This window comes from Phenylobacterium sp. (genome assembly GCF_036402295.1).
Classification (GTDB): domain Bacteria; phylum Pseudomonadota; class Alphaproteobacteria; order Caulobacterales; family Caulobacteraceae; genus Phenylobacterium.
The window spans coordinates 1-11,835 of the sequence record NZ_DASWTE010000085.1 but is presented as its reverse complement, the minus strand read 5'-3'; the positions used below and the strand labels follow the sequence as shown (position 1 = coordinate 11,835).

General features: G+C 72.1%; 11 protein-coding genes. 3 read left to right on the top strand and 8 right to left on the bottom strand.

The genetic code is table 11. The annotated features are described in order from the left end of the window. The 8 genes from VGD44_RS05785 to VGD44_RS05750 all read right to left on the bottom strand — a co-directional run. A partial coding sequence (locus VGD44_RS05785; RefSeq protein WP_331084823.1) for a HAMP domain-containing sensor histidine kinase occupies positions 1 to 1,092 on the bottom strand: 1,092 nt, incomplete at its 3' end. 207 nt (positions 1,093 to 1,299) lie between these two features. Then, on the bottom strand, positions 1,300 to 1,971 hold the full coding sequence (locus VGD44_RS05780) for a response regulator transcription factor (protein ID WP_331084821.1): 672 nt from the start codon (positions 1,969 to 1,971) through the stop codon (positions 1,300 to 1,302). A 29-nt stretch (positions 1,972 to 2,000) separates the two neighbouring features. Further along, positions 2,001 to 3,584: a Do family serine endopeptidase gene (locus VGD44_RS05775; RefSeq protein WP_331084819.1), complete on the bottom strand. Its 1,584-nt coding sequence runs from the start codon at positions 3,582 to 3,584 to the stop codon at positions 2,001 to 2,003. Positions 3,585 to 3,727: 143 nt separating this feature from the next. Further along, positions 3,728 to 4,180: a cytochrome c-type biogenesis protein gene (locus VGD44_RS05770; RefSeq protein WP_331084817.1), complete on the bottom strand. Its 453-nt coding sequence runs from the start codon at positions 4,178 to 4,180 to the stop codon at positions 3,728 to 3,730. Beyond that, complete coding sequence (locus tag VGD44_RS05765) at positions 4,177 to 6,150, bottom strand: heme lyase CcmF/NrfE family subunit (protein ID WP_331084814.1); 1,974 nt, start codon at positions 6,148 to 6,150, stop codon at positions 4,177 to 4,179. Before VGD44_RS05765 ends, VGD44_RS05770 begins: the two co-directional genes overlap by 4 nt. Further along, a complete protein-coding gene (gene ccmE / locus VGD44_RS05760; protein ID WP_331084812.1) occupies positions 6,147 to 6,653 on the bottom strand; it encodes a cytochrome c maturation protein CcmE in 507 nt (168 codons plus the stop codon). Before ccmE ends, VGD44_RS05765 begins: the two co-directional genes overlap by 4 nt. Further along, positions 6,650 to 7,726, bottom strand: a complete 1,077-nt coding sequence (ccmI, locus tag VGD44_RS05755) for a c-type cytochrome biogenesis protein CcmI (protein WP_331084810.1) — start codon at positions 7,724 to 7,726, stop codon at positions 6,650 to 6,652. The genes ccmE and ccmI overlap by 4 nt, the downstream gene beginning before the upstream one ends. Before the next feature lie 83 nt (positions 7,727 to 7,809). Further along, positions 7,810 to 8,964, bottom strand: a complete 1,155-nt coding sequence (locus VGD44_RS05750) for a hypothetical protein (protein WP_331084808.1) — start codon at positions 8,962 to 8,964, stop codon at positions 7,810 to 7,812. Positions 8,965 to 9,019: 55 nt separating this feature from the next. Between VGD44_RS05750 and VGD44_RS05745 the strand changes: the two genes are divergently transcribed. Genes VGD44_RS05745 through VGD44_RS05735 form a run of 3 tightly spaced genes read left to right on the top strand, consistent with a single transcriptional unit; the run spans position 9,020 to position 11,726 of the window. Next, entirely contained in the window at positions 9,020 to 9,748 is a 729-nt protein-coding gene (locus VGD44_RS05745) for a ferritin-like domain-containing protein (protein WP_331084806.1), read from the top strand. A gap of 2 nt (positions 9,749 to 9,750) precedes the next feature. After that, entirely contained in the window at positions 9,751 to 11,520 is a 1,770-nt protein-coding gene (locus tag VGD44_RS05740) for a carbamoyltransferase family protein (protein WP_331084803.1), read from the top strand. Next, the gene (locus tag VGD44_RS05735) at positions 11,517 to 11,726 is read left to right on the top strand and encodes a DUF5989 family protein (protein ID WP_331084801.1); all 210 of its coding nucleotides are present in this window, start codon (positions 11,517 to 11,519) and stop codon (positions 11,724 to 11,726) included. The genes VGD44_RS05740 and VGD44_RS05735 overlap by 4 nt, the downstream gene beginning before the upstream one ends. Positions 11,727 to 11,835: the final 109 nt, after the last annotated feature.

Sequence of the window (11,835 nt, the reverse complement as noted above, 5' to 3'; positions counted from 1 at the left end):
CAGGTTGGCCAGCGCCTGGGCCAGGAACTCGCGGTTGCCGCGGATCGTCAGGTCCTTGGCCAGCTCGGCCGAGAACTCGATGTCCTTCTCCTCGCAGAAGGCCTCGTAGAGCTCGGCGATGTCGGCGCCCAGGTCGGCGGGGTCGAAGATCACCGGGTCGGGCGCGGCGCCCGCGGCCTGCAGCCGGGCGATCGACAGCACCGCGCCGAAGGTCTTCAGCACGCCGTCGGTGTCGTCCAGCGCCTGGGCCAGGGCTTCGGTGGCGTCGCCCTTGCCGGCTTCCACGTCGATGTAGGCCGTCTCGAGCCGGGCCCGCAGGCGCGTCAGGGGCGAGCGCAGGTCGTGGGCGATGGCGTCGCCGGCATGCCGGTGGCCCGCCATCGAGCGCTCCATCCGGTCCAGCATGTCGTTGACGCCCTGGGCGAGCTCGTCGAACTCGTCGCGCGCGCCGCGGACCCGCGCGCGCACCCCCTGCTCGCCGTTGCGCACCCGCTCCACAACGTCGATCAGGTTGACCATCGTGCGCGAGACGTTGCGGCTGACCAGCATGCCGCCCGCCAGGCCCAGCAGCACCACCAGGGCCGCCGAGGCCCAGAGCGCCCGGACCACCCGCGCCACATAGGCCTCGTCGTCGCCGGCGTCGGCGCCCACGAACAGGATCTCGCCACCGCGCAGCTGCTGCTGCAGCCCGCGCGCCGGATGCTTCACCGTGCGGCCCTGGGCGTCGGCATCGGTCACCTGGAACGTGGCCCAGGCCGGCTGGCCGGCGAAGTCCTCCACCGGGCTCTCCTCGATCGAGCCCGAGATCCGCCGGCCGTCCTTGGTGAGCAGCAGGTAGAGGAACGGCTTCTCGCTGGCCGCGCGCTCGATCAGCGACTGGTTCACCGCGTCCATTCCGGCGCGGTCGTAGATGTCGACCAGCGAGCGCATCTCGCGCCGGATCTCCTGGTCGGTGCGCCGCGTCGCCTCGCCGGCGGTGGCGATGTAGATGTAGGCCAGGAACGCGGACGCCGCGCTGGCGAACAGCGCCAGGAACAGCAGCGTCAGCCGGAACGGGGTCGTCCGGAAGATGCGCGGCAGCTTCACGGCCATTCGCGTCTCCTTACCTCCCCCGCGAAGCGGCGGGAGGGGGACCATCCGCCGAAGAGCGGATGGTGGAGGAGGCGAGCTACAGGCCCAGCAGGACGACCGGACGGCATCGAGCTCAGCGGATGGGGCTCGCCCCCTCCACCACGCGCTCTCCGCTGCGCTCGGCGCGCGGTCCCCCTCCCGCCGCTTGGCGGGGGAGGTAAGAGCGTCCTAGGCATCCAATCGGTAGCCCGCGCCGCGCACGGTCTGCAGCATGGGGCGGTCGAAGCCCTTGTCGATCTTCGAGCGCAGCCGCGAGATGTGCACGTCGATGACGTTGGTCTGCGGGTCGAAGTGGTAGTGCCAGACCTTCTCCAGCAGCATGGTCCGCGTCACCGACTGGCCGGCGTGGCGCATCATGAACTCGAGCAGCTGGAACTCGCGGGGCTGCAGGTCGATCTCCTTGCCCTGGCGGTGCACGGTGCGGGCGATGAGGTCCATCTCCAGCTCGCCCACCTTGAGCAGGGTCTGCACCGAGCCGGTGTCGCGCCGCCGCGCCAAGGCCTCGATCCGGGCGATCAGCTCGGGGAAGGCGTAGGGCTTGACGAGATAGTCGTCGCCGCCGGCTTGCAGGCCGTCGACCCGGTCGCTGACCTCGCCCAGCGCCGAGAGGAACAGCACCGGCGTGCGGTCGCCCTCGCGGCGGAGGGTCTCCACCAGCTGGACGCCGTCCATCTTGGGCATCATGCGGTCGACGATCATCACGTCGAACTCGCCGCCGCGCGCCGCGGCCAGGCCTTCCTCGCCGTCGGCGCCGCGCGTGATCTCGTGGCCCGCTTCCGTCAGGCCGCGCGCCATGGCTTCCGCCGCTTCCAGGTCGTCCTCGACGATCAGGATCCGCATGTGATTCCCGCCCTTTTCAGGTGGGGAAACTAGCCCGAAACCTTGATCGGCAGGAAGGCGGTGCGGCCGTTACGATAGACGCCCACCAGCACGCTGGTGCGGCCCGCCTTCTTGGCCGCGTCCACAATGGCCGCGAAGTCCGCCGGCGCAGCGACCGGACGGCCGTTCGCGAGGGTCAGCACGTCGCCGCGGCGCAGGCCCTTCGTGCCCGCGTCGGAGGCCTGATCGACGTTCTCCACCAGGGCCCCGCGCACCTCGGCCGGCAGGTTCAGACGGGTGCGGGCGCCTTCGTCCAGTGGGCCTAGGGACATGCCGAGCACCGGGGGCCGCACGGACGGCGGGGCGCCGGGGACCGCGCCGCCGCGGCCGCCGCCGGTGTTGTCGTTGGCGGCCAGCTCCTTCTCGGACGGACGCACGCCGGTGCGCACCTCGACCACCCGCCGCGCGCCGCCACGGATGACGTCCAGCTTCAGCACTTCGCCGGCGCGCACGCGCGCCACCTGGCGGGTAAGGTCAGACGAGCTCTTCACCGCCGCGCCGTTCACGGCCGTGACCACGTCGCCCACCTGCAGGCCGGCCCGCGAGGACGGGCCGCCTGGCGAGATGTCGGCGACGATCGCGCCCTTCTGGTCGCCCAGGCCCTGGGCCTCGGCCATCTCGGTCGAGAAGTTCTGGATCGTCGCGCCGATGTAGCCGCGCTCGATCTTGCCGCCGTTGATCAGCTGCTTGGTGACGCCCTCGGCCACTTCCGATGGGATGGCGAAGCCGATGCCCACCGAGCCGCCCGAGGGAGAGAAGATCGCAGTGTTCACGCCGATCACCCGGCCGTAGACGTCGAACGTCGGGCCGCCCGAGTTGCCCCGGTTGATGGGCGCGTCGATCTGGATGTAGTCGACGAAGGTCTCGCCGATGTCGCGGCCGTAGGCCGAGACGATGCCGGCCGTGGCGGTGCCGCCCAGGCCGAACGGGTTGCCGACGGTGATGACCCAGTCGCCCACGCGCGGCTTGCCGGCGTTCTCGAAGTTCACATACGGGAACGGCCCGCGGCGGTTCTTGACCTTGATGACCGCCAGGTCCGTCGCCTCGTCACGGCCCACGACTTCCGCCTCGAGCTCGGTCTCGTCCTTGAGCACCACCTTGATGCTCTCGGCGTTCTCGACGACGTGGTTGTTGGTGACGATGTAGCCGTCGGCCGAGATGAAGAAGCCCGAGCCCGACGACTGCTGCGGCGGCAGCCGGGGCTGGCCGCGGTCGGTGCGGTTGTCGCCGTCCTCGTCGCCGCCGTCGGGATTGTTGTCCTGGCCGCCCTGCGGCGCGCGCGGGATCAGGAACGGCAGGCCGGGGATGCGCTGCAGCGCGCTGGGGTCGGCGCGGCTGGTCACGTTGATCGACACCACCGCAGGCGAGACGCGGTCGAAGATGTCGGCAAACGACATGGGCGCGCCCGGAGGCGGCGCGAAGATGGGCGCGGTGGAGGCCTTGATCAGTCCGGCCGGAGGGCCTTGCTCGGCGTGGGCCGACGGCAGGCGCATGCCCGCGCCCGCCACGGCGGCCGCCATGACGCCGGCGCCGGCGACGGCGCCCAGGATGTAACCGGTCTTCTTGGTCGTCATTCGTCTTCGTTTCCCTGCGCAGGCCTTGGGAACGGAGCCTACGCCCAATCAACCTAGGTCGGATGCACCGAAGTGCAACGCCTCTCAAGTTACGTTTAGGTCACCGTGGCCCGGGTTCGCGTCCAATCTGGGGCGGGAACGTGTCAGGGCGCCTCGTCATCCATCAGGGCTTCGACCCGTTCGGCTTCCAGCTCATCCAATTCGGCGTCCGGCGTCCGGTTCCGCAGACGGATGAAGAGCAACACCAGTCCGCCGGCCAGCACCACGAACGGCCCTAGCCACAGGGCGACGTTGCCGGCCGAGAAGCTGGGGGTCAGCAGCACGAACTCGCCGTAGCGGTCGGTGAGGAAGGCCTTGATCTCGGCCTCGTCCTTGCCCGCCTTGACCTGCTCGCGGACAATGCGCCGCAGGTCCGCGGCGAGCTCGGCCTCGCTGTCGTCGATGGACTCGTTCTGGCAGACCAGGCAGCGGACATCGCGGAAGATCTCGCGCGCCTTCGCCTCCTGGGCCGGATCGGGCAGCCGTTCGGCCGGGTCCGACGCCGCCGCCAGACACGCCACGCCCGCCAGCGCGGCCAGGAAGGCGCGGGCCCTCACGCCGGCTGCTCCCGCCGCCGCCCGACGCCCAGCCGCAGCCGGCGGTCGGAGAGCGAGATCAGCCCGCCCAGCCCCATCAGCACGGGGCCGGCGAAGATCAGGCTGGCCCAGGGGTTCCAGTAGGCGCGCACCAGGAAGGTGGGCTGGACCCCGCCGCCGCGCTGCTCGCCCAGCACGACGTAGACGTGGCTGAGTCCCTGGTAGCAGAGCCCCACCTCCGAGGTCGTCTGGCCGCCGGCGATGTAAAGCCGCCGCTCGGGCTCGACGCGGCATACGGGCCGGCCCTTGCGGGTGACGGTGATCGTCCCGCGGTCGGCGTCGTAGTTCGGGCCCTCGACGCCGCGCACGTCGTCCAGACGCACGTGGTAGGCGCCGACGTCGATCGCGCCGCCGATCGGCAGCGCCTCGGCCGCCTCGATCTTCCAGGCGGTCTCGAACACCGCGCCCAGCGCGAAGACGCCGAGGCCCAGGTGCGCGAACGTCATGCCCCACGCGCCGCGCGGCAGGCCCGTGAGGCGCCGCCAGCTTTCGCCAGGCGGGACCCGGAAGGCCCGCGTGCGCTCGGCGAGCTCGGCCAGCGCGCCGGCGATGAGCCAGCCGCCCAGCGCGATCCCGGCCGCGCCCAGCGCCTTCTTCGGGCTGACGACCGCGATGGTCAGCAGCCCCGCGGCGCCGGCGATCAGCAGGGCCGCCCACAGCCGCTGGACCAGGCCCCTGGCGTCGCCCCGCTTCCAGGCCAGCAGCGGCCCGGCGGGCAACAGCACCAGCAGCGCGGTCATCAGCGGCGTGAAGGTCAGGTTGAAGTAGGGCGGCCCCACCGAGATCGCCTCGCCGGTCATGGCTTCGCGGATCAGCGGATAGAGCGTGCCCAACAGGACCGTGGCGGTCGCGGCAGCCAGGAGGATGTTGTTCATCACCAGCGCGCTCTCGCGGCTGATCGGGGCGAACATGCCGCCCTGGCTGAGCGTCGGCGCGCGCCAGGCGAAGAGGGCGAAGCCGAGGCCCGCCGTCACGCCCAGGATGATCAGCAGAAGGACGCCGCGGGTCGGGTCGACCGCGAAGGCGTGGACGGACGTCAGCACGCCCGAGCGCACCAGGAAGGCGCCCAGCATCGAGAAGGTGAAGGCGGCCAGGGCCAGGAACACCGTCCAGCCGGACAGCGCGCCGCGCTTCTCGGTCACGACGGCCGAGTGCAGCAGGGCCGTGGCGATCAGCCAGGGCATGAACGAGGCGTTCTCCACCGGGTCCCAGAACCACCAGCCGCCCCAACCCAGCTCGTAGTAGGCCCAGAACGAGCCCAGGGTGATGCCGACGGTCAGCATGCTCCAGGCCGCCAGCGCCCACGGCCGCACCCAGCGCGACCAGGCCGCGTCGACCCGGCCCTCGATCAGCGCCGCCACCGCCAGCGAGAAGACCACCGAGAGGCCAACGTAGCCGGCGTAGAGGAACGGCGGATGGACCGCCAGCGCCGGGTCCTGCAGCAGCGGGTTCAGCGAGCGACCCTCGGCCGGCGCCTCGGCGAGCCGCGCCAGCGGGTTCGAGGCGAACACCGTGTAGGCCAGGAAGACGGTACCCAGCAGGCCCTGGGTCGCCACCGTGAGGGCTCGCAGGCCCCGCGGCAAGTCGCGCCCCAACCCGGCCACCGCCGCGCCGAAGCCGGTCAGCGCCAGGCACCACAGCAGCATCGAGCCCTCGTGGCTGCCCCAGGTCCCGGCCACGCGGTACAGCAGCGGCTTCGCGGAGTGCGAATTGGCCGCCACGTTCGACACCGAGAAGTCGGAGACGACGAAGGCGTGCATCAGCGCCGCGAAGGCCAGGGCCACGCCGGCGAAGGCGGCCAGCGCCGCCCCCTCGCCCGCCCCGGCCAGCGCCACCGAGCGCCGCATCCGCGCGGCGGCCGACAGCCCGACCTGGGCGACGGAGAGCGCCAGCGCCAGGATCAGCGAGAAGGCGCCGATCTCGACGATCATGTGCCGGACTTGCCGTAGGGCTTTTGGCCACCATAGCTGGGCGGCGGTGAACCCTCGCCGCGCCACTCGCCCTGCTCCTTGAGCGCGTCGGCGACTTCCTTGGGCATGTAGGTCTCGTCGTGCTTGGCGAGCACGCGCTTGGCCTCGAAGGTTCCGTCCGCCCGGTAGGACCCTTCGGCGATGATGCCCTGGCCCTCGCGGAACAGGTCCGGCAGGTCGCCCTGGAACACGACCCGGTCGGCGGAGACCTTGTCCTGCACGGTGAACTCGACGCGGCCGTCCGTGTGCTTGACCACCGAGCCCACCTTCACCAGCCCGCCCAGCTGGATCGCGCGGCCAGGGGCCGGCTTAGCCGCAGCCGCCTGCGAGGGCGTGTAGAACAGCGAGATCGAGTCCCGCATGCCCCACAGCGTCAGGCCGACGGCCACGGCGACCACCGGAGCGATCACCGCCAGCAGCAGGAGGCGCGTGCGCGCCTTGCGGGACTTGGGAAGGAAACTCATCGCATCTGCTCCGCGCGCGCGGCCTCGTCCAGTTGCTGCACCACCTGCGGCCGGGCCGCATAGCGCGCACGGGCGCTGGCGTAGGCCTCGTCGCGCTTCTGATTATCGCCCAGGACGGCGTAAGCGCGAACCAGCCGCACCCAGCCGTCGGGGTTGTCGGGGTTGTCCTTTAGCTTGGCGGCCAGCCCGTCCACCATGCTCTGGATCAAGGCGGCCTGCTGCGGATCGCGCGCCGCCGCCGGTTGTCCCTCGATCCGGGCGATGGACGCCTCGACCGCACCCCGGCGCGGATCGTCGGCGGGCATGGCGGCCAGCAGGGCCTGGAGCTCGGAAACGGCCTCGGCCTTGCGGCCGGCGTCGGCCTTCGCCTGGGCCAGGAAGAAGCGGGCGCTGGGGTCTTCCGGCTGCAGCGCCTGGAGCTTGCGGAAGGCGGCCTCGGCGTTGGCGTCGACCTTGCCGCCGGCCGCCACGATTTCGGCCTCGCCCAGCATCTGCCAGATCTCGGGCCGCTGCGGCGCAAGCTCGGACGCCTTGCGGAGCGCGCGCACCGCGCCCAGCGGGTTCTGCGCCGCGCCCTCCACCATGCCGAGCAGGCGAAAGCCCTCGGCGTCGCTGGGCCGCTCGCCGGTCACCTGCCGGAGGACGGCCGCGGCCTGCGGCGGGGTGAGCTGCATCAGGTCGCCGTCGCGCCAGGCCTTCAGTCGCGCAGCGTAGGGCTGGTCTGGCGTTCCGGGAGCCCCGAGCTGCAGGTAGAGCCCCAGCGCGAGAGCCGGCGCGGCCGCCACGGCGAGCAGGATGGCGCCACGGGCGCGGGTGTCGGCGGACCAGGGCCGGGCGGGCGCGTCCGTCGCGGCCAGCAGGCGGCGGGCGGCCTCGGCGTGGGCGGACTTGCGCTCGGCGTCGGCCATCAGGCCGCGCTCGGCGAGGTCGTCGATCTCGGTGAGCTGGCGACGGTAGAGGGTCCTGGCGGGATCGGCGTCGGACGCGCCGGTCGCGGCGCCGGCGGCGCGCATCAGGATCAGGCCCGCCGCGGCCGCGGCGAGGACGCCGGCCACAGCCCAGAAAAGGAACATGGGGAGCGCGTTTAGCGGAAAGCGCCGCCGGGCGCGAGGGTGCGGCTTCGCGGCCTTTTGAACCGAGCCGTCCCGGGCGGGGATCAATGACGAGGGCGGGGGCGCGGAGCGGGATGGTGTACGAGTTGGGCTTGCAGGTACTCGGCCACGGCATCGGCCAGCGCCGCGTCGGCGCGCGCGTCCGGATGGCGGTTGTTCGCCACCCGCCAGGCCGGGTCCAACGGCACGTGGAGGTAGGGCAGGCCGGTCAGCACCCGCCGGCGGATCGTCGCCTCCTCCGCCGTCTCCTCGGTGAGCTGGGGGACCAGAACCAGCGGGACGGCGCCCCTGGCCTCGGCCGCGGCGACCATCGCGGCCAGCGCCTGGCGGGTCATCAGCACCGCGTCGTCGATCTCGCGCTGCGACCGGGCCGGGACCAGCCGTCGAGCGATCTGGACCAGCCGCAGGTCGTCGGACGCAGGACGCCAGACGAGGCCGGGCTCCAGGTGCGGCCGGTCGTGCTCGAGGTTGCGGTGGAAGAGCAGCGGCATGAACAGGATCACCACGGCCCGGGGCTCACGGTAGCGCGGCCACTCCTGACGGAAGCGCAGATACATCTGGTCGGTCGCGAAGCCGCCGACGGACAGGTTGGCCGGCTGCAGCCCCAGCCGCGCGCCGACCAGGGCGGGGATTGTCTCGTCGTAGGTCACGCCGTGGCCGCCCACGATGGATTCGCCCACGAAGAGCACGCTGGGCTGGCTGTAATCGACCACGTCGCCGCGGCGGCGCACGCGATGGCCCGCAGGATCGAACGCGTACTCGATCATGCGGCCGCCCAGTTCCCCGCGGCCGACGCGGTCGGGCCGGTAGGTCCAGCCCATGACGGGATCGCGCCGCCGCTGCGGCTCGCGCTGGGCCGGCAGCTGATGGATCGAGTACCAGGGGAGCACGCGCAGCAGCACCTCGGCGGTGACCACGGCCAGCGCGACGGCGACGACGTACGGCAGCATGTCGGCCAGCCGGCGGCGCGCCAGCCAGGGGCCCACCGGCCAGATAAGCAGTACGCCCAATGCCAGAAGCGCCGCGCGAACGCCGGTGAGCAGCCGCAGTTGCTCGTCGCGGGGCTGGAAGAACTCGGGCAAGATGTGACGTTCCAGCCAGGCGCCGTCGAGCACCGCCGCGAGGCTCATGAGCCCCACCGCGACCAGCCCGGCCAGCGCCTGGACCGCCAAGTTCCGTCGTTGTGCCGCTTCACGCACGCCGCCGCCCCCTCAGTCCCGGTTGATGCCTGAAGTCCGGCGAATGGTGCAGTCGATGCGTTCCATCTTCTCGGCGATCCACTGGCTGGCCTGGCGCAACCCCCGCCGTCGCGCCCAGAACCTGCTGCGCTTCGCCGAGGTGGAGGCGGATGGCGGGCGCGACATCGTCCGCGCCGCCGAGCTCACGCCGGACCCCGTCTTGCGGCGGCTGTTCCTCAAGCACGCGCTGGACGAGCAGCGGCATGCGGACCTCTTCCGCGCCCGGGGTCTCGCGCTGATCCGCACCCTGCCGCGCGAAGCGGCCGCGGGCGTCCGCGCCGACTGGCTCACGCCGGGCGAACGCGGGCTGGACGACCTGCGGGTCGAGAGCGAGGGCGACGAGGCGCTGCTGGCCTTCCTGCACCTGTCGGAGAAGCAGGCCGCGCGCGACTTCGCCAACTACGTGGCCGTGCTCGGCGGCGATCCGCCGACCCAGGCCGTCTTCGAGAAGGTGCTGCACGATGAGACCTTCCACATGACCTACACCCGGCGCGAGCTCGATCGCGTGGCGCCCGAGCAGGCGGCCGGCCGCCTCTGGATGGCGCGGCTGCGGCGGTTCTGGAAGGCCTATCTTCGGCTGGCTGCGGGCCTGGCGGGCCTCTTCGGCGCGATCATCCTGACCCTGCAGTACTACCTGTTGCTCCCGGCCTTCGCGCTGCTGGCCCGCCGGGCGGCGCGGAAGGAGCCCGAAGGCTGGTCGGCCGTGGCGCCCACGCGCAACGGCCCGCTGGAACGGCAGTACTAGCCATGAAGATCCTGGGAATTTCGGCCCACTACCACGACAGCGCCGCGGCGCTGCTGATCGACGGGCAGCCGGTCGCCGCGGTGCAGGAAGAACGCCTGTCGCGGCGCAAGAACGACGCGGCCTTCCCGCTCGCCGCCATCGACTGGTGCCTCGACCAGGGCGGCCTCGAGCCCGAGGACCTGGATGCGGTGGTCTTCTACGAGCGGCCGATGCTCAAGTTCGACCGCATCCTGACGACGGCGCTGCGGGCGTTCCCGAAGGGCCGGCGCGCCTTCATCCACGCCATGAAGAACTCTCTCGGAGAGAAGGTCTGGGTGCGCGGGATTATCCAGGCGCACCTGGGCGTCGATCGGCGCAAGATCCTCTTCACGGAGCACCACCAGAGCCACGCCGCGGCGGCCTTCCTGACCGCGCCCACGGACGAGGCGGCGATCCTCACCACCGACGGCGTCGGCGAGTGGGCCACGCTGACGGTCGGCCGGGGCCGCCGCGGCCCCGACGGGACCCAGATCGAGCTCCTGCGCGAGGTGCGCTGGCCGCACTCGCTGGGGATGCTCTACTCGACCTTCACGGCCTACCTCGGCTTCGCGGTGAACGAGGGCGAGTACAAGGTCATGGGCCTGGCGTCGTACGGGACGCCGCGGTTCGCCGACGCGGTGCGCCGCGTGGTCCAGCGCACGGCCGACGGCGCCTTCCGGCTGGAGATGGGCTACTTCGAGTACCACACCACCGCCGAGCGCTCGTTCTCCCAGGCCTTCATCGACACCTTCGGGCCGCCGCGCGCGTCGTGGGATCCCATCGACCTCGCCACCGAGGACGGCCGCCGCTACGCCGATGTCGCCGCCAGCGTCCAGCTCGTGCTGGAAGAGATCCTCGTGGACCTCGCCCGCGACCTGCAGCGCGAGACCGGCCTCCCGGACCTCTGCCTGGGCGGCGGCGTGGCGCTGAACGGGGTCGCCAACGCCCGCATCCTGCGCGAATCCGGCTTCTCGCGGCTGTTCGTGCCGCCGGCCCCCGGCGACGCCGGCTGCGCCCTGGGCGCGGCGCTCTACGCGGACCGCATCCACTTCGGCAATCCGGACCGGCCGTTCCCCGACCATCCGTTCTTCGGCCCCGACCTCGAGGCCGGCGCCCTGGCCAGGATCGCGAACGAGGACGGCCTGCCGGTCGAGGAATGGGACGATGCGACGCTGATCCCGCGCACCGCCGAGGACCTGGCCGCCGGCCGGATCGTGGGGTGGATGGACGGCGCCTCCGAGCTCGGGCCGCGCGCGCTGGGCCACCGGTCGATCCTGGCCGCGCCGCATTCGGCCGAGATGCGCGACCGGCTCAACCGCGACATCAAGTATCGCGAGGAGTTCCGCCCCTTCGCGCCTGTCGTGCCGGTCGAGGCCGCCGACACCTACTTCGAGCTGCCGCCCGGCGGGGCGCGGCTGTCGCGGTTCATGTCCGGCGTCTTCCCGGTGAAGCCCGAGTGGCGCGCCGCCCTGGCCGCCGTCACCCACGTGGACGGCACGGCGCGGCTGCAGGCCCTGCCGCGCGAGATGGCCCCGCGGCTGCACGACCTGCTCGTGGCCTACGGGAAGCTCAGCGGCGTGCCGGTGCTGCTCAACACGTCGTTCAACCTGGCCGGCGAGCCGATCGTGAACCGGGTCATCGAGGGCTATTCGACGTTCCGCCGCTCCGGGATCGACGTGCTGGTCGCCGGCGACGCGCGGGTGGTGAAACGGGTGCGGGCGACCGCCGATACGATGGAGGAGATGGACGCATGAAACGGCGTGGACGGATGCAGCGTCAGCTGATCGTGTTCGGCAGCATGGGCGGCTCGATCGCCGACCTGGCGCGCGGGCTCTGGCAGGACGGCTCGGGCAAGAAGTGGCTGGCCCCGCTGGCCGTGTTCCTCTGCCTCACGGGCGGCCTTCTGGTGCTGGCCGCCGGCGTCGAGGCCCTGGCGCCGTTCATCTATGCGATCTTCTAGGTGCGCTCGCAGCGCCCCCTCCACCCTTCGGGTCCCCCTTCCCCGTTGCACGGGGGAGGAGCTGAGGTCGATCGACCCCTCGAAGTCCCTCCCCCGCGTGCGGGGGAGG